The organism is Leisingera sp. ANG-DT (assembly GCF_000813785.1).
GTDB lineage: Bacteria > Pseudomonadota > Alphaproteobacteria > Rhodobacterales > Rhodobacteraceae > Leisingera.
This window is the reverse complement of sequence record NZ_JWLE01000023.1, coordinates 123,282-140,513: the sequence shown is the minus strand read 5'-3', so window position 1 is coordinate 140,513 and position 17,232 is coordinate 123,282. Positions and strand designations below refer to the sequence as shown.

General features: G+C 62.5%; 18 protein-coding genes. 4 read left to right on the top strand and 14 right to left on the bottom strand.

Annotated elements, in window-relative coordinates:
* Positions 1–143: 143 nt before the first annotated feature.
* The 4 genes from RA21_RS17480 to pssA all read right to left on the bottom strand — a co-directional run bounded on the left by RA21_RS17480 (position 144) and on the right by pssA (position 3,054).
* On the bottom strand, positions 144–374 hold the full coding sequence (locus RA21_RS17480) for a hypothetical protein (RefSeq protein WP_206540072.1): 231 nt from the start codon (positions 372–374) through the stop codon (positions 144–146).
* 28 nt (positions 375–402) lie between these two features.
* Positions 403–1,485, bottom strand: a complete 1,083-nt coding sequence (locus RA21_RS17475) for a hypothetical protein (protein WP_039151262.1) — start codon at positions 1,483–1,485, stop codon at positions 403–405.
* A gap of 173 nt (positions 1,486–1,658) precedes the next feature.
* Positions 1,659–2,282 carry a class I SAM-dependent methyltransferase gene (locus RA21_RS17470; RefSeq protein WP_039151259.1) on the bottom strand — a complete coding sequence of 208 codons (624 nt, stop codon included), beginning with the start codon at positions 2,280–2,282 and terminating at the stop codon, positions 1,659–1,661.
* A 25-nt stretch (positions 2,283–2,307) separates the two neighbouring features.
* On the bottom strand, positions 2,308–3,054 hold the full coding sequence (gene pssA, locus RA21_RS17465; RefSeq protein ID WP_019297339.1) for a CDP-diacylglycerol--serine O-phosphatidyltransferase: 747 nt from the start codon (positions 3,052–3,054) through the stop codon (positions 2,308–2,310).
* A 322-nt stretch (positions 3,055–3,376) separates the two neighbouring features.
* Between pssA and RA21_RS17460 the strand changes: the two genes are divergently transcribed.
* On the top strand, positions 3,377–4,609 hold the full coding sequence (locus RA21_RS17460; RefSeq protein WP_039151257.1) for a 50S ribosomal protein L11 methyltransferase: 1,233 nt from the start codon (positions 3,377–3,379) through the stop codon (positions 4,607–4,609).
* Positions 4,610–4,699: 90 nt separating this feature from the next.
* Here RA21_RS17460 and RA21_RS17455 read toward each other — a convergent pair whose 3' ends face one another.
* The gene (locus RA21_RS17455; RefSeq protein ID WP_039151255.1) at positions 4,700–5,908 is read right to left on the bottom strand and encodes an aminopeptidase P family protein; all 1,209 of its coding nucleotides are present in this window, start codon (positions 5,906–5,908) and stop codon (positions 4,700–4,702) included.
* 189 nt (positions 5,909–6,097) lie between these two features.
* Positions 6,098–6,883, bottom strand: a complete 786-nt coding sequence (locus tag RA21_RS17450) for an alpha/beta hydrolase (RefSeq protein ID WP_039151251.1) — start codon at positions 6,881–6,883, stop codon at positions 6,098–6,100.
* Positions 6,884–7,064: 181 nt separating this feature from the next.
* Between RA21_RS17450 and RA21_RS17445 the strand changes: the two genes are divergently transcribed.
* Entirely contained in the window at positions 7,065–8,537 is a 1,473-nt protein-coding gene (locus RA21_RS17445; protein ID WP_039151248.1) for an NAD-dependent succinate-semialdehyde dehydrogenase, read from the top strand.
* Between the two features lie 41 nt (positions 8,538–8,578).
* On the opposite strand, the gene RA21_RS17440 is transcribed toward RA21_RS17445, so the two are convergent.
* The 7 genes from RA21_RS17440 to RA21_RS17410 all read right to left on the bottom strand — a co-directional run bounded on the left by RA21_RS17440 (position 8,579) and on the right by RA21_RS17410 (position 15,460).
* Complete coding sequence (locus RA21_RS17440) at positions 8,579–8,977, bottom strand: globin domain-containing protein (protein ID WP_039151245.1); 399 nt, start codon at positions 8,975–8,977, stop codon at positions 8,579–8,581.
* Between the two features lie 209 nt (positions 8,978–9,186).
* A complete protein-coding gene (locus RA21_RS17435) occupies positions 9,187–9,651 on the bottom strand; it encodes an Hsp20 family protein (RefSeq protein WP_019297345.1) in 465 nt (154 codons plus the stop codon).
* A 134-nt stretch (positions 9,652–9,785) separates the two neighbouring features.
* On the bottom strand, positions 9,786–10,601 hold the full coding sequence (locus tag RA21_RS17430; protein WP_039151242.1) for a trypsin-like serine peptidase: 816 nt from the start codon (positions 10,599–10,601) through the stop codon (positions 9,786–9,788).
* Positions 10,598–11,356, bottom strand: a complete 759-nt coding sequence (locus tag RA21_RS17425; protein ID WP_152610586.1) for a trypsin-like serine peptidase — start codon at positions 11,354–11,356, stop codon at positions 10,598–10,600. Before RA21_RS17425 ends, RA21_RS17430 begins: the two co-directional genes overlap by 4 nt.
* 159 nt (positions 11,357–11,515) lie before the next feature.
* A complete protein-coding gene (gene glcF / locus RA21_RS17420) occupies positions 11,516–12,838 on the bottom strand; it encodes a glycolate oxidase subunit GlcF (protein WP_039151238.1) in 1,323 nt (440 codons plus the stop codon).
* Between the two features lie 3 nt (positions 12,839–12,841).
* Positions 12,842–13,969 (bottom strand): FAD-binding protein, encoded by a 1,128-nt coding sequence (locus RA21_RS17415; RefSeq protein ID WP_082008997.1) that lies wholly within the window; start codon positions 13,967–13,969, stop codon positions 12,842–12,844.
* Positions 13,970–14,011: 42 nt separating this feature from the next.
* Entirely contained in the window at positions 14,012–15,460 is a 1,449-nt protein-coding gene (locus RA21_RS17410) for an FAD-linked oxidase C-terminal domain-containing protein (protein WP_039151235.1), read from the bottom strand.
* A gap of 80 nt (positions 15,461–15,540) precedes the next feature.
* On the opposite strand from RA21_RS17410, the gene RA21_RS17405 reads away from it, so the two are divergent.
* Both RA21_RS17405 and RA21_RS17400 read left to right on the top strand, forming a co-directional pair.
* Positions 15,541–16,263, top strand: coding sequence for a DUF599 domain-containing protein (locus tag RA21_RS17405; protein WP_039151232.1), 723 nt, complete (start codon positions 15,541–15,543; stop codon positions 16,261–16,263).
* A 35-nt stretch (positions 16,264–16,298) separates the two neighbouring features.
* The gene (locus RA21_RS17400) at positions 16,299–16,655 is read left to right on the top strand and encodes a hypothetical protein (protein WP_039151230.1); all 357 of its coding nucleotides are present in this window, start codon (positions 16,299–16,301) and stop codon (positions 16,653–16,655) included.
* Between the two features lie 85 nt (positions 16,656–16,740).
* Here RA21_RS17400 and rlmH read toward each other — a convergent pair whose 3' ends face one another.
* On the bottom strand, positions 16,741–17,211 hold the full coding sequence (rlmH, locus tag RA21_RS17395) for a 23S rRNA (pseudouridine(1915)-N(3))-methyltransferase RlmH (protein ID WP_039151229.1): 471 nt from the start codon (positions 17,209–17,211) through the stop codon (positions 16,741–16,743).
* Between the last annotated feature and the right edge of the window lie 21 nt (positions 17,212–17,232).

The following is a 17,232-nucleotide window of genomic DNA, read 5'->3' as shown; positions in this document are numbered from 1 at the left end:
CGCCCCCCCGGGCGGGCGCTACGCCCCCACCCGCGGCCCGGAGCCGTCCTGTGTTTCGTGCGAACTCAACTCTGGCTGTTTCCATTTAACTTTTCTTTGCTGCACTAACGGACAAGGTAATCAGGCTGTTTTCATAAGCGATGTCAGTCCTTCTGACTTCCGGCACGATTGAGAACGAAGGTAAGCCCCAGCCAAGCGACGGCCCAAGCGGCAAGCACAGCTGAAAGTCCCAGCAACAAGAAACTTCCAAAATAAGCCGCCAAGCCGAACCCAGCTCCAACCTTTCTTACCAATTCCATCTCAAACTGAAAAAGTGCGGTGGAGATCAGCGGGAATGCCATAGCAAGACCTGCAATTCCCAGCGCCCATTTCAACAGAGTGAACGCTGGCCGATATGGCAGTTCACCCCCCATACAGGTTCTTGTCATGCTTCTCGACAATCGCGGCAAACCGGCGGGCAAAGCGTTCATCCGCCTTGGCCTTCTTCTCCAGCACGTCGCGGGCAAACACCATGTTGCCTTCATGCGCTTCCAGCATGTCGGCCATCTTCTGGTTGGTCGCGGTGCCGATCGCCGCCATTGCGGTCTGGGCTTCCTTGTCGGTCTGCACGCCGATCTCGTTGATCCGGTGCGCCACATCCTGCTGCTGCGCGGTCTTCAGCGATTTGGTCAGCGCATCATACAGCACCACCCGCTGCTGCGTGTCCGTCTGCAGCTTGTTGATCAGCACCATCTGCGTCGCCGCCTGGTTCTGCAGGCTGTCGACCCAGGTTTTGCCCTTCTCGATATAGCGCTCCAGCGTCTGGGACTTGGCAAGCTTCACCTGCTCCTCCTGCACCAGCGCGTTGTATTTGGCGTTGATGTCGGCCAGTTCGGTCTCCAGCTTGGTGCGTGCCGCCGCGTCTTGCTCGACCGCGATCTTGTTCTCCAGCTCGATGATCTGCGGGTCCAGCGCCACGATCTGCGCCCGCACGCCCTCCAGCTCCTGCACCGTGAACTCGCGGTCGTCCAGGGTTGCGGAGAGGTTCACCTGCACCTTCTCGCGCTGCTCTTCCAGCGTCGCCAGCTGGCCTTCCAGCAGCTTCACGATCACGTCCGACTTGGCAATCAGGTCCTGCAGCTTGTCGTCGATATTCGCCGTGCGCATCCGCTCCTGGCGCATCGAGTCCGACTTGCCGCGACTGAAGAAGCCGACAAAGCTCTCCCAGCCGGTCTTGTTCCGCATCTCGTCAAAATCCTTGGAAAACGCCGCCGTCACATCATCGAGCCCCATGATCAGCTCGGCAATATTGGCATTCATCACCTCGGTATGCGCATGCACGTCTTCCAGAGTGGCGTTTTCGATGTCGATGCTGGCATCCTCGCCGGCCTCGATCTTGCTGCGCGCCGCTTCGATGCGCGAGGTCAGCGCCTCGATCCTGGACTGCGACTCGCGCACCTTGTCCTGGCTGTCCGCCACCATTTTCTCAAATTGGGACACACTCATCGCATCCGCTCCTTCCCTGTCAAATACCTGATCCTGATATGGGGATGTAAAAGGATTTTACATCCCCTGAGGCGGCGCAATTCCACCCGTTTCAAATGCACTGTTGCAGACAGGCCGCACAAAGAAAAGCCCCGGAGGATCCCCCCGGGGCTGCATTGCGGAAACCGGCTGTTTCACATTGTCTGCTGCTTGCCCAGCACCAGGAATGTCATCATCCCGAAGGGCGGAATGCTTTCCTGCACCTCGACCTGCAGCCGGTCCTCCTGCAGCACCGTTTCCAGCGCAAAGTCCGAATGCCAGCCAATCACATTGGCCAGGGGGGCTGACAGCTTCTCCAGCGAGGCCCGCACCCCTTTGCCGCTCTTGAAATGGTTGGTGATCACTACCTTGCCGCCTGGTTTCAGAACCCGCGCAATCTCATGCATCACCTTGTTCGGGTCCGGCACCACCGACAGCACATGCATCGCCGCCACCGTGTCAAACGAGTTGTCCGGGAAATCCAGCTGCCGGGCATCCATCTGCCGCAGCGCCTCCACCTGTTTCAGCCCCAGCTCCTGCACCTTTCCTTGGGCCTTCTTCAGCATGTCATGGCTGAAATCGATCCCCGTCACCTGCAGATGCGGTGCGTAATGCTGCAGCGACAGCCCGGTACCGACCCCGACCTCCAGCACACTGCCCTCGCGGGAATTGATGTAGCGGGTCGCCCTGCGGCGGCCAGAGCGCGTCACCGCGCCAAATGTCCTGTCATACACCGGCGCCCAGCGCGCGTATGACTCCTCAACTGCTTTGATATCCAATTCGTCCCTCCCCGGACGTCTTGGGCTAGTCTTTTGGCTTGGAAACCAGCCCCCAAATCACCATCGCAACGTAGCCAAGGCATAGCACAACCAGCACGGTCCATGCATAGGTCAGTAATGCCGCAGCCATGAAGGCAAAGCCCACAAGCAGGTACTTAACATTCTCACGTGAAATTTTAACTGCTTTCGGCGACCAGGTCGGAATGTGGCTGATCATTGCCAGCCCCACCAGCACCATGGTGAGACAGATCAGCAGCTCATGCAGCACCGGTTCGCGGCTGCCATAGGCAAAGGAGGCAAACATCGGCAGCAGCGCCAGCAGCGCTCCGGCAGGCGAAGGGATGCCCTCAAAGTACCCCTTGCGCAGCTTCGGCGCGTCTTCCTCCGACTTGGCAGACACATTGAACCGCGCCAGCCGCACCACACAGCAGACCGAGAACACCAGCACTGAAATCCAGCCGATCCCGCGCATGTCCTGCAGCGCCCAGAAATAGATCACCAGTGGCGTCGCCACGCCGAAGTTCAGGAAGTCAGCCAGCGAATCCAGCTCCGCTCCCATCTTGCTGACGCTGCGCAGCGCCCGTGCCAGCCGCCCGTCCAGCCCGTCCAGCACCGCCGCCAGCAGGATCAGCATCACCGCCAGCCCGTAATTGCCGTAAACCGCAGACCGGATCGCCGACAGGCCCGCACAGATGGCACCGATGGTCATCAGGTTCGGCATCAGCTGGATCAGCGCAAATTCCGATTTCTTCTTTTCCGGGGCGTCATACATGGCGGTGGCTCTTTCTTCCTCGCGGCGGCATGCAACCGTGCTGCAGCAAGAGGGTATCATATCGGCGGGCTATTCGGCGGGCGATGCCGTGGCGCACATATGCCCCAAGACCCGCCCCGGCGCAACGTCCGTGCCCCCCTTGCCGGAACAGCTCTCGCCCGGCCGGCAGATCTGCGGACCAGCCCCTCCGGCAGCCTTGGCACCGGTATTCTCAGAAGCGCCGGCAGAAACGTCCCGCAGCACGTGCCTTTCCTTCATCATTTATTAGATAGGCATGAGGGATAAGCAGGTCAGTGGCATTTGCAATAAATGAGGACAAAATTTGCCTGGAAGTCATTCGCCTGCCCCTTCGCAAAAACACCAGAACCAGCCTGCACAGGACGCAGAATCCCTCTTACAATCCGCAAAATCTGAACCCCTGACCGACGGCGGCATCCGGACTTCGCAGCTCTTATCAGAGGCTCTCAGGATTGACCCCGGCCACCACGAGGCGCAGATCCTGCAGGAACGGCTGCATCGGACATTTGTGCCCCGCTGGCACTTCCCGATGCTGTCGGACACCGCCCGCAACAAGGCCTATGCCAAGGCCATCGCAGCCAAAGTGAAGCCCGGCGACGTGGTTCTGGACATCGGCTGCGGCGCTGGTTTGACCGCCATGCTGGCGGCACGTGCGGGCGCGAAACATGTCTACACTTGCGAACAGCAGCCCCTGATCGCCCAGGCTGCGAAGCAGGTCATCGCGGACAACGGTCTCAGCAGCCGCATCACCGTCATCCCGAAATGGTCGCACGACATCGTGGTCGGCGAAGACATTCCAGAGCAGGCAGATGTCGTGATCTCGGAAATCGTCGATACGGTTCTGCTTGGCGAAGGTGCGCTTGCAACTCTCACCCACGCCATGGCCGCACTTGCCAAGCCGGATGCCCGCGCGATCCCCGAACGCGGAACGCTCATGGCGCAGCCGGTCGAAAGCGATGGGCTTCTGAACCTCTGGCGCCCGCATGAGGCAGAAGGCTTCGACCTCAGCGCCTTTCACAATTTTGCCCGCGTGGCGCAGCTCACCCCGAACGATTTCGAGGCTTGCAAGCTTCGCTCCTTGGGCCCGGCGGCAGAGCTGTTCGCGTTTGACTTCACCCGGCCAAACATCAATCCGGGGCGCACCACAGCGGATCTCGCCTGTGCAGCCGCAGGCACCATCCATGCGGTCCTTGTCAGTTTCGAAATGGACCTGGCCCCCGGCATCCAGGTGTCGAACGGAGTGAACTCCGGCGGCCATTGGGGGCGAACCGCTTACCTGCTGGATCATCCGCATCTGGCGGCACCCGGGGACCGCCTGCGCGTGACCGCGCAGCACGATGCCTCCCAGCTCAGCCTGTCCGTACAAGGTGCTCTGCAACGTGCCGTGGAACAGACCACTGCAACCCTGTGGATGACCCGCGGATGGAACGCGCACCGCCAGCTGCTGGCCGACGGCGGCCCGGCGGCTCCGCAGGCTCCGGTTTGCCCGCCGTCAGAGGCCGCGCTTGCTCGCCCCCAAGGCCAAGCCTTTCACTAGCCCCGGACCCGCAGGGCGCCTGCCCGGTGCACAAGGGGTGTATAGGGGGTGCACGCATGGCACCCCCTGCATTTTCGTGTTCAGCCGGCCTCAGCCGACAACATTGAACTCCGGCCCGTAGGGGTACTTGGTGATGTTCTCGTTGCCGTCCTCATGGATGATCAGAATGTCATGCTCGCGGTAGCCGCCGGCGCCCGGCTGGCCGTCGGCGATGGTCAGCATCGGCTCCATCGAGATCACCATGCCGGGCTCCAGCACCGTGTCGATGTCCTCGCGCAGCTCCAGACCGGCCTCGCGGCCATAGTAGTGGGACAGCACGCCAAAGGAGTGGCCATAGCCGAAGGTGCGGTACTGCAGCAGATCCCGCTCTTCGAAGAAGGCGTTGATCTTATGGGTGATTTCCGCGCAACTCGCACCCGGTTTCAAGAGCGAGATGCCGTATTCATGGGCGGCAACGTTGGCCTCCCAGATCTTCAGGCTCTCGGCATCCACTTCCTTCACGAACATGGTGCGTTCCAGCGCGGTGTAATAGCCGGAGATCATCGGGAAGGTGTTCAAGGACAGGATATCGCCGCGCTGCAGGGTGCGCCCCGTCACCGGGTTGTGGGCACCGTCGGTGTTGATGCCGGACTGAAACCACACCCAGGTGTCGCGGTATTCCGCATCCGGGAAGCGCTTGGCAATCTCCAGCTCCATCGCGTCGCGGCCAGCCATCGCCACGTCGATCTCCCGCGCGCCTTCCTTGACCGCCTCGCGGATCGCAAAGCCGCCAACGTCGGCCACCGCGGCACCGGCCCGGATCATGTCCAGCTCGGCTGCGGATTTGCCCATCCGCTGGCGCATGGTCGGCTCGTAGAGGTCAACCAGCTTGGACGGCGCCAGGAAGGCTTCCAGCTTGCCCTTCTGCAGCAGGGTCAGGTGATCGCTTTCATAGCCGACAACCGCGCCCTCGCCCGAGACAGACTTGATTGCGCGCCAGAAATTGTCGCGCTGCCAGTCGGTGTAGGTGATGTTGTCGCAGAAAGAGCGGCGCCAGGGCTGGCCCGCGTCGATGCCGGCCGAGATGGTCACAGCCTCGGACGCCGTCACCACCAGGCCGTAGGGGCGGCCAAAGGCGCAATAGGTGAAGCCCGAGTAGTAGGAGATGTTGTGCATCGAGGTGAAGACAGCAGCGCTCACCCCTGTGTCGGCCATGATCTTGCGCAGGCCCGCGATCCGCGCCTCGTATTCGGAGACGGCGAATTGCAGCGGCGCCTTTTCACCATTGTGAAAACGGTACATTTCAGGACGTGCAGTCATATCAGACCCTTCCTTCTTACAAGAAAGGTCCCGGCGTTCAGGACAGTTTTGGAATGCGGGGGCTGGCATGTATTCCATGCGGCGACGCCATCGCCTGGCCCTTGAGCCGGAAGATGCGGCGGAAAGGGGATTCTGGCAAGAACTATTTTCGCCCTGTTCAGAGAGGGCGTTTCTGCCCCCTCCAAGCCCTCAATTCACGATCAGCGCCACCAGATCGCTGTCCGGGTCGGCCAGCGGGTCGATCACGTTGAAATGATGCTTGCCAAAGGCAATCACATGATCCGCACCCCAGGCCTCCACCAGCCAGACCGCCTGATCCAGAAACGCCGGGCGTTCCTCGCCGCCGACCCAAACGGTGACCTCTGCCTCATAGCGGTCTTGCATCTCCACCGGGCTTTCTGCCACCGCAGCAGCCGAATCCATCTTGAACTTCTGGTTCATCGTGGTGCGCAACAAGGGCAGCAGATCCGACAGCGGCGAAATCGGGATCACCGTTTTGATCCGCTCCCCCACGTCCGCTGGCAGCAGCGCTTTGTCCAGCATCCGCGCCACAAGGTGACCACCCGCCGAATGGCCCGCCAGTGCAATTGGTCCATCAACTTCGGCCGCAGCTTTCTTGACGGCAGCCGTGACCTGCCGGGTAATATCGGCAATCCGCACCTCCGGGCACAGGTCGTATGATGGCATCGCCACCGCCCAGCCATGTGCCAGCGCGCCGCGCGCCAGATGCGACCAGGAACTTTTATCGAAAGCCAGCCAATAGCCGCCGTGGACAAAGACAAACAACCCCTTGGGGGTGCCTTCCGGCAGGAACAGGTCGAAAGTCTGCCGCTCCCCCTCGCCATAGGGGATATCCAGCCGGGCGCGCTCATGCAGGCTGTTGCGGAAATCCTCCGCCGAGGCCGCCCAGCGCGGCGGGTACTTGTCGGCATTCTCGATATAGGCCCCGTTGGCATAGGCATCATCCAATTCCATGCCCAATCTCCCCTGTTCTTATTCTTTGCGGCTACCAGACAGTCTGGCACAGGACATGTCAAATTGCTTGGCTCAAAATCTTTGCCCGGAATTTGATCAAATTCTGGACTCATCAATCCTTCTGGACATATCAAGGCACAACTGCTTTGCATTCCGCAACAGAACACCCGGGAGGCCCGCCATGCTTGACGCAACCACTGACCTGAAATCCCTGCTTAAAGACCCCAGCCTGCTGGAAACCCGCGCTTATATCGGCGGCCAGTTTACCGACGGCGAAGGCACCTTTGACGTATCCAACCCGGCCCGCGGCGACGTGATCGCCCAGGTCGCCGACACCAGCCGCGCGCAGGTTGCCGGTGCCATTACCCAGGCCGATGCCGCGCAAAAGGACTGGGCCAAGTGGACCGGCAAGGAGCGCGCCAATGTGATGCGCAAGTGGTTCGAGCTGATGATGGAAAACCAGGAGGATCTGGCAGTGATCCTGACCGCCGAGATGGGCAAGCCGCTGGCGGAATCCCGCGGCGAGATCGCCTATGGCGCATCTTTCATCGAGTTCTTCGCGGAAGAGGCCAAGCGGATCTACGGCGAGACCATCCCCGGCCACCAGCGCGACAAGCGCATCACCGTGCTGAAGCAGCCGATTGGTGTTGCCGCCTCGATCACTCCCTGGAACTTCCCCAACGCGATGATCACCCGCAAGGCAGGCCCGGCGCTGGCCGCCGGCTGTTCTTTTGTCGCCCGCCCGGCGGCAGAGACCCCGCTGTCTGCCATTGTGCTGGCAGTTCTGGCCGACCGGGCCGGCATTCCGGCGGGTGTGTTCAGCGTTGTGCCGTCGTCGCGCGCTTCCGACATCGGCAAGGAGTTCTGCGAGAACGACGCGGTGCGCAAGCTGACCTTCACCGGCTCCACCGAGGTCGGCCGCATCCTGCTGCGCCAGGCAGCAGACACGGTGATGAAATGCTCGATGGAGCTGGGCGGCAACGCGCCGTTCATCGTGTTTGACGACGCCGATCTGGACGCCGCCGTCGAAGGCGCCATCATGTGCAAGTTCCGCAACAACGGCCAGACCTGCGTCTGCGCCAACCGGATCTATGTGCAGGCTGGCGTTTACGATGCCTTTGCGGAGAAGCTGAAAGCCGCGGTCGAGAAAATGAACGTCGGCGACGGCCTCAAGGATGGCATCCACTTCGGCCCGCTGATCAACAAGGAAGCGGTCGAGAAGGTGCAGGAGCATATCGCAGATGCCACCTCCAAGGGCGGCGAAGTGATCCTGGGCGGCAACCCGTCGGAACTGGGCGGCAGCTTCTTCCAGCCGACCATCGTCAAGGGCGCAACCCAGGAGATGGCCTTTGCCACCGACGAGACCTTTGGCCCGCTGGCCCCGCTGTTCAAGTTCGAGGACGAGGATGAGGTGATCGCCATGGCCAATGACACCATCTTTGGCCTTGCGTCCTATTTCTACGCCAAGGACCTCTCCCGCGTATACAAGGTGGCCGAGGCGCTGGAATACGGGATCGTCGGGGTCAACACCGGCATCATCTCCACCGAGGTGGCCCCATTCGGCGGCGTCAAGCAGTCCGGCCTGGGCCGCGAAGGCAGCCACCACGGCATCGAAGATTACCTGGAGATGAAATACATCTGCATGGCGGTCTGAACCGCCCCGCGGATCAGGGCAGCCGGATGGTCAGTGCCAGCTCAGTGCCGGGTCAGCGTCCCTGCCACCCGGTTGATGGCACTGGCCCAGGCAAACTCGGTCTCCGGGTCCAGTTCCGCCCCCAGAACATCGCGCAAAGCGGCGATCAGCGCCCGCTTTGCCGCCTCCGCCTCCCGCGGGCCAAGGTCCAGATGAGCGTGTTCCTGCGCCAGCTGCACGCCGATGTCCTCCAGCGTGCGCGGGTCATCCAAATTGCGCACACAGGACGTGATCATCGCCGTCAGCATCGTTTTCTGCTTCACGAAATTGCCGCGGAACATCCCCCGCGCCTCCGGCAGGCGGGTGAAGAGATGCACATAGAACCGTTCTGCCAGATCCGCCTTGCGGGCAAATATGCCTGCGAAGCTCTGCTGAACATGCTGTATCTCTTGTGGTCCCATATGGTTCACCCTGACCGCGTATTGACAGCACCGGCGGGCGGTCGGACACCGGCGCAACAACCATTCACCACCTCAGTGTGGCGCCAAAATCCTAACATCTGATTGCGCCGCACAACCCTGGGCTGTCCCCGCGGGGACAGCCCGGCAAAACAAAAAAGCCCCCTGGCAAAGCCAGGGGGCGTCTTGTGCGCGAACCGGGAACCGAAGGATCAGTTGACCGCTTTGGCCTCGATCTCCGGTCGGTTCGGGCGGGAGGAGGAGATTTCGATCCGGCGCGGTTTCAGCGCCTCCGGCACCTCGCGGTGCAGATCGATATGCAGCATGCCGTTTTCATGGCTGGCGCCGGTCACGTGGACGTGGTCGGCCAGGGTGAAACGGCGTTCGAAGGCCCGGGTGGCAATACCGCGGTGCAGGAAGGTGCGGCCGTCGCCGTCCTCTGCTTTCTTCGCGGACACGACCAGCGCGTTTTCCTTCACTTCGACGTTGAGGTCTTCGTCAGAGAAACCGGCAACAGCGATTGAGATGCGGTAGCTGTCGGCGTCGGTCTTCTCGATGTTGTAGGGCGGGTAGCTGGACTGTGCGGCGTCGGCGCTCAGGGCGCGGTCCATCAGGCTGGCGATCTGGTCAAAACCGATGGTGGCACGGTGCAGCGGTGCAAAATCAAAAGTACGCATTTTCCATCCTCATTCATGAGCGATTTCAGGATGCCTTCCCCGCGGGGACAGGCTGATTTTTCTCCGGGCCCCAATCAGCGGCTGCCCGGACAATCCTGAGATAGGAAGCGGAAATTGCGGCTTCAAGAGGTCTGTCAGTCGCCCACGCTGACAAATTTTGCACCACCTGCGGAAGCACCGCTGCCCACCCGGACCCGCTTGATCCGCCGGTCAGGCGCTGCCACCGGATTGCGGCGCAGCTGCGCCTTCAGCTCCGCCACCCGCTGCGGCAGCTTCATGCCAAAGGCGACCTTCCTCCCCTGAAAGTCACCACCGCCCGAAACCAGCGCCAGGATGCGCCCGCGGCCGCCCACCTGCGAAAACACCGGCGCCCCGGAAGAGCCGAAGGTGACATTGCAGTCAATCATCAGCACGTCCCGGTGCTCCCCCATCAGGTTGCATTCACGCTGGCGCGACAGCGCCTCAGCCCGGCCCATGCCGTAAGAGGTTACCGAAATGTTAACGCCGTAATCCTGGCCAGAATGCAGCGCAAAGGCATCTGCCTGACCGCTGAGGACCGGCTCCGCCAACCGGATCAGCGCCACATCGTGGCGGATATTCTCCAAGGTCAGGCGTTGGCGCGGATCGTAGCCGGGATGCGCCGCGATCTGCAGCGCCTGCCGCTCGGCAATCGCCACCCCGTCCCGCAATCCGGCCCGGAACCGGATCTGCTCTGCCGGGCGCTGATCCCCGTTGCGGTCATAGACGCAATGCGCCGCCGTCAGCACCAGTTCCGGGGCAATCAAAGTGCCGGTGCAGAATCCCTGCCCGTTCAGTTCCAGCCGGCCCACGGCCTCCCAGCCGAACAGATCATCGCGGTCGGTTAGCCGCCGCAGGCCAGTTTCCTGAGCCGCCGCACCGCCGGCATAGGCCAGAACCGCAGCCGCCAGTATCAGCGCCCGCCGGATCATTGCTTGATGAACTTTGCACCGGAGGAGCTGGCGCGCTCCCCCGCCTTCACCCGGCCCACGCCAGGGGGCAGCTGGCCGCCGGTCGCAACCGCAGTCAGCTGCGCCTGCAGCAGAGTCAGTTCCTCGGCCAGGGCAGATCCCAGCGACACCTGCTTACCGCTCACCTCTGCCTTGGCAGAAACCACCGAGACGATGCGCGGCACGCCACCGTCAAAGGAAAACACCGGCGCACCGGAGGAGCCGAAATCCACGTCACAGGACATTACCAGCACCCCCTGCTGCCGCGCCATCACCGCGCAGACCTCTTGCAGGGACGGCGCCTCAGACCGGTCATGGGCATAAGAGACGACACCGATCTTGGCTCCTTTGCGCGGGCGCGCTTCGGTTTCAAACGGCGTGACCTTGGTATTGCGGATCGGGCGCTGCAATTGCAGCAGAGCGATGTCATTGCGCACCCGGCCGGTCGAAAGCTCCCCGTCATAGACATAAGAGGGATGCTGCACCGCCCGGCGCACAGAGCGGTAGGCAGAGGCGCGGCCGTTGCGCCAGCCGGCCAGGAATTCGATGGTGGCGGGGTCGATCGGCGCCTTGGTGCGGCTGTCATAGAGGCAATGCGCGGCCGTCAACACCAGGTCAGGAGCAATCAGCGCACCGGTGCAGAACCCCTCGCCATTCACGTCGAGCCGCCCGACAGCTTCCCACTTGCGGCCCGCATCCAGGGTATCCATCCGCTGTAGTCTGCTGTCCTGCGCCATTGCTGCGGCTGGCGCCAGCAGCGCTGCAACCGCAAGAATCCACTGCCTCACATGCGTCTCCTCTTATCCACCGGGTGGGAGATTATTTGTCTGTTCAGGCAAAATTACGGCAAATGCGCGGTTTGTGCAGCCCGATTCTTTCCGCTTTTCAAACACCGCTCAGCGCAAGATGGGTACCTCCGGCGCGCGTTTGCCCGGTGCCGTCAGCGCAGGCGGCTGCGGGCCGCCGGTGGCCCAGTCCAGCAGCTCGACCGTATGCACGATGGGCAATTCGGTGCCCCCGCCGATCTGCATCATGCAGCCGATATTGCCAGCAGCGATCAGATCGGGCTCTTTGGCCTCCAGCGTCTTGACCTTGCGCGCCTTCAGCTGGGCCGAGATTTCCGGCTGCATCAAATTGTAGGTACCGGCCGATCCGCAGCACAGATGACTGTCGGCAGGCTCCACCACCGTGAAACCGGCCTGTTTCAGCAGCGTCTTGGGGTGGGTCTTGATTTGCTGGCCGTGCTGCAGTGAGCAGGCGGCGTGATAAGCCACTGTCAGCCCCTTGTCCTCCCCCTCAGGCAGATCCAGCTGCATCAGCAATTCGGAGATATCCATCGCAATGCCTGACACCCGCGCCGCATCCGCCGCCAGTTCGCTGTTTCGGAACATATGCCCGTAGTCCTTGACCGTGGTGCCGCAGCCCGAGGTGTTGATGACGATCGCGTCCAGCCCCTGACCATCCATCTCTGCCGCCCAGGCGCGGATGTTCTTGGCCGCGGTGGCGTGGCTCTCGTCTTCGCGCCCCATGTGGTGGGTCAGCGCTCCGCAGCAGCCCGCACCCCTGGCGACCACCACCTCGCAGCCCAGCCGGGTCAGCAGGCGGATGGTGGCGTCGTTGATATCCGTGTTCAGCGCTTTCTGGGCGCAGCCGGTCATCAGCGCCACGCGTTTCCTCCGCGGCGCGGCCGGGGCAAAGCTCTGCGGATCATCATTGCGGCTCACTGGCGGAATGGTCTTGGGCGCCATCTCAAGCATTGCCCGCAGCCGCGGGTCCGGCAGCAGGCCCTTGAACGGTCTTGCCATCTTCGCTCCCAGAAGCGCCAGCCGGAATCGGCCCGGATAAGGCAGGATCCGCGCTAGGAGCCAGCGCAGGGCCTTATCGCTCCATGGCCTGTCGTAGTGCTTTTCGATGTAGGCGCGGGCATGGTCCACCAGATGCATGTAGTGCACGCCTGACGGACAGGTGGTCATGCAGGCCAGGCACGACAGGCAGCGGTCGATGTGCTTGACGGTCTTTTCGTCCGGCACCCGTTCGTTTTCCAGCATGTCCTTGATCAGGTAGATCCGACCGCGCGGTGAATCCAGCTCATCGCCCAGCACCTGATAAGTCGGGCACGTCGCGGTGCAAAACCCGCAGTGGACGCAAGAGCGCAGGATTTCGTTGGCCCGTTTGGTGCCGGGTTCCTGCAGCTGTTTTTCGGTGAATGTTGTCTGCATGTGTTACCCCATCAAGCCCGGATTGAGGATGCCGCGCGGGTCGAACTGCCGCCGCAGACCTTCGGCGATGGCTGCCAGCGGTGCGGGCTGCGGCTGGAATACGCCGAGCCTCGCGCGCGTGTCTGCACTGGCCCGCACCAGCGTGGCATGGCCCGGCACATCTGCCAGTTTCTGCCTTAAATCCTCCCCTTCCGGCACAAGGCTCCAGATCAACCCGCCGCCCCAATCGACAACATGCTCGAAATCCCTCTGCCCTGTTACTTTAAGCATGTCAGTCGGCTTTACCGAGGTTCGCCACACATCTCCAGCTTTGCCGTGAAACGGTTCTGCGTCGCGCAAGGACTGCCAAATTCGGGTATTTTCTTCTGCGTCGATGTTCAGCTCATCAGGTTTCAAATCTGAAAAGTGCCTCCGCAGTTCTGTCAGGCGGTATTTGACGGACTCTTCGAATCCCTCCACCCGAACGAACGTCATCGATTTTCCAACGGCACCCTGCGGCACCCTGCCTGCGCCGGTCACGTCATAGGGTGACTTCAGAGCTTCACAGAATACTTTCAGCGCCGCAGTCCATCCAAGCCCGTGCCAGACCAACGTGCCACTGCACTCAGGCTTTGGCAGCACTTTCAAAGACACCTCCGTCAGCACTCCCAAGGTGCCGTGGGCGCCGCACATCAGCTTGACCAGATCATAGCCGGTCACATTCTTCATCACCCGGCCGCCGTTCTTCACCGCTTGGCCGGACCCATCCACTAACCGCACCCCCAACAGGTGATCGCGCGCCGCCCCCGCCTGGATTCGCCGGGGGCCGGAGACATTGGCGGCAATCACTCCGCCAACGGTCGGCTCGCCATCGGTGCCCAGCAGGCCGCGGTGATCCATCGGTTCAAACGCTAGCCGCTGGTTTTCCGCGGCCAGCAGCGCCTCCACCTCAGCCACTGGGGTGCCCGACTTGACCACCAGCGTCAGCGCGCCGGGCTGATAGAGTTCAATACCGGATAGCCCGCGCGTGCTCAGCACGTCCCCTTCCACACCCAGCCCGCGGCTGCCGCCGCCCTGAATGCACAGCGGCCCGCTTGCGCCTGCAATGGCCTCGGCCAGCTCTGCCTCGCTCCCTGGTGTCATCATATTCATCTTTCCCGAAAATACTCTGGGGGTTTGGGGGCTAGCCCCCAATCATTCAGCAGCCAGCGCCACGGCCCGGCGGCTTTCAGTTACAGACAGCGGGAACACCTTGGCCGGGTTCAAAAGCCATTTGGGATCAAACACATCCTTAACTTTCAGCTGCGCTTCCAGATCCGCCGCGCTGTACTGATGAAGCATCAGGTCGCGTTTCTCGATCCCGACCCCATGCTCGCCGGTCAGGCAGCCGCCCGCCTCGACACAGAGCTTCAGGATCTCGGCACCAAAGGCCTCGCAGGTTTCCAGATCGCCCGGTTTGTTGGCATCGAACAGGATCAGCGGGTGCATGTTGCCATCACCTGCGTGGAAGACATTGGCCACATCCAGCCCGAATTCCTTGCTCATCTCACCGATGCGGCGCAGCACGAAGGGAAGCGAGGACACCGGGATCGTTCCGTCCAGGCACATGTAATCGTTGATCTGCCCCATGGCGCCAAAGGCCGACTTGCGGCCCAGCCAGATGCGGGCGGCCTCATCCGCATCCCCCGCCTCGCGCAGCTCCACCGGGTTGTGGGAGCGGGCGATCTCCTTAATCAACCCCAGCTGGTGCGCGATCTCGGCCTCGCTGCCCTCTACCTCGACAATCAGCAGCGCCTCGCACATCGGATAACCCGCCTTGGCAAATGCCTCGCAAGCCTCGATGCAGGGGCGATCCATGAATTCGATGGCCACCGGCAGCACACCCGCCTTGATGATGTCGCTGACGCAGGCGCCGGCCACCTCGTTGCTGTCATAGCCGATCAGAACCGGGCGGGCGCCCTCAGGCTTGCGCAGGATCCGCAGGGTGGCCTCAGTCACCACCCCCAGCTGCCCTTCGCTGCCGCAGATCACGCCCAAGAGGTCCAGCCCGCCCGCATCCAGATGCGCACCGCCGATTTCCGCCACGGTGCCGTCCATCATCACCATGGTCACACCCAGCAGATTGTTGGTGGTGACCCCGTATTTCAGGCAATGCGCCCCGCCGGAATTCATCGCGATATTGCCGGCAATAGCACAGGCCAGCTGCGAAGACGGGTCGGGGGCGTAGAAGAAATCCTCTTCCTCCACCGCGCCGGAGACGCTGAGATTGGTGCGCCCGGTCTGCACCCGGATAATGCGGTTGTCGTAATCGGTCTCCAGCACCTCATTCATCCGCGCCACGCCCAGGATCACGCAATCTGCCGTCGGAAGCGCCCCGCCCGCCAGCGAGGTTCCTGCACCGCGCGGCACCACCGGCACGCCTTCCTTGTGGCAGATCCGCAGCACGGCTGAGACCTCTTGCGTGCTCCGCGGCAGCACCGCCAGCAGCGGCGGGCATCTGTAGGCAGTGAGCGCATCGCATTCATAGGCGCGGGTTTCCGCCTCGTCCTGGATCACCGCATCCGCGGGCAGCACGGCACGCAGGCGCTCGGCAAGCCGCGCCTTGCGGGCCAGAATGGCGGGGTTCGGGGATGGCATCTCCATCGGGCTCTCCTATTTGGTAAAATGATATTACCAATTCTTCCCGTCTGGCAAGGGACGGATTGCCACGCTACGGTCAGGCCATGATCTGGACCACCCGCCTTGCGCAATTCACCCTCTTTGACCTCGCCGCACTGACCCTGCTGATCGCAGGCTGGCTGTGGATCGGCTGGAGGATTGAGAATCCGCCTGCCGGGCGGCCCTCTGTCTCTCTGCTGATGGAGGATTTCCGGCGCGACTGGATGAAACGGATGGTGGAACGCGACCCGCGGATATTTGACGCGCAGCTGGCCGGCAACCTGCGGCAGGCCACCGCGTTTTTTGCTTCTGCTGCGATGATCGCGATCGGCGGCGGGCTGGCACTGATCGGCAATACTGAACAGCTGGCGGGGGTTGCAGAAGACCTGATCCAGGACAGCGCTCCGGCCTTTGTCTGGGAAGTGAAGATCCTTGTTGTGCTGCTGCTTCTGTCCAATGCGTTTTTGAAGTTTGTCTGGTCGCACCGGCTGTTCGGCTATTGCGCGGTGCTGATGGCGGCGGTGCCGAATGATCCGGCCCATGAGCTTGCCTATCCGCGCGCCGCACAGGCGGCTGAAATCAGCATCACTGCCGCGCGCAGTTTCAACCGCGGCATGCGGTCGACCTATTTCGCGCTGGCCGCCGTGGCCTGGCTGGCGGGCGCCCTGCCGCTGGGCGGGGCCGTGTTGATTACTGTTGCGGTGCTGTACCGGCGCGAATTCGTCTCGCACTCCCGCCGGATCCTGCTGCGCATCCCGTCTGATAGCAAAGGGGACACGGTTTCGTGACTGCACAGCTGGCTCCTCAAGGCTAAGGTGCGGGCATGAAACACTTGCTTCTGACCTGTGCGCTCAGCGCCGCCGCCCTGCCCGCCCTTGCAGATGAACCGGTGATCGAGGACGCCACCGCCCGCGCCTCTGGCGGCAGCTGGTCCTTCAGCGTCACCCTTTCCCACCCGGACACCGGCTGGGAGCATTACGCCGACGGCTGGCGGGTGCTGGATATGGACGGAAACGAACTGGGCCTGCGGGTGCTGGCGCATCCGCACGAGCACGAGCAGCCCTTTACCCGGTCGCTCAGCGGTGTGCAGATCCCGGAGGGAATAACCCAGGTGCAGATCCAGGCCCGCTGCCTGGTGGATGGCTGGGGCAAGGAAACTTACGTGCTCACCCTGCCCTGATCTTCTTCTGGCTAAAAAATTCCCGTCCCGCTGCCCGGCAGGCGGCTATGCCGCCGGGAGGGGAGGCATGCGCCCCAAGGCACCTTCACACCCGGTGGTACGGGCTGCCCGCCAGAATGGTTGCGGCGCGGTAGATCTGCTCCGCCAGCATTACCCGCACCAGCATATGCGGCCAGACCATCTTACCGAAGGAAATGGAGAAATCGGCCTCGGCCCGCAAGGAAGGGTCGATCCCGTCCGCGCCGCCGATGATTAGCGCCAGGTCCTGGCGGCCGCTGTCGCGCCAGCCAGCCAGCCTGTCCGCAAAATCGGGGGAAGACACCACCTTGCCGCGCTCATCCAGGGTACAGATCACCGCGCCCTTGGGCAGCGCCTTGCGCAAGAGCGCGGCCTCTGCTGCCATGCCTGCGTTTTTCTTATCCTCGATCTCCACCACCCGCGCAGGACCCAGACCCAGCGCGCGGCCGGTCCGGTCGAACCGGGTCAGGTAATCGTCGATGAGGGATTTTTCCGGGCCAGAGCGAAGACGCCCGGCCGCACAGATATGCAGACGCATGAATTTCCTGCAGCAATCCGG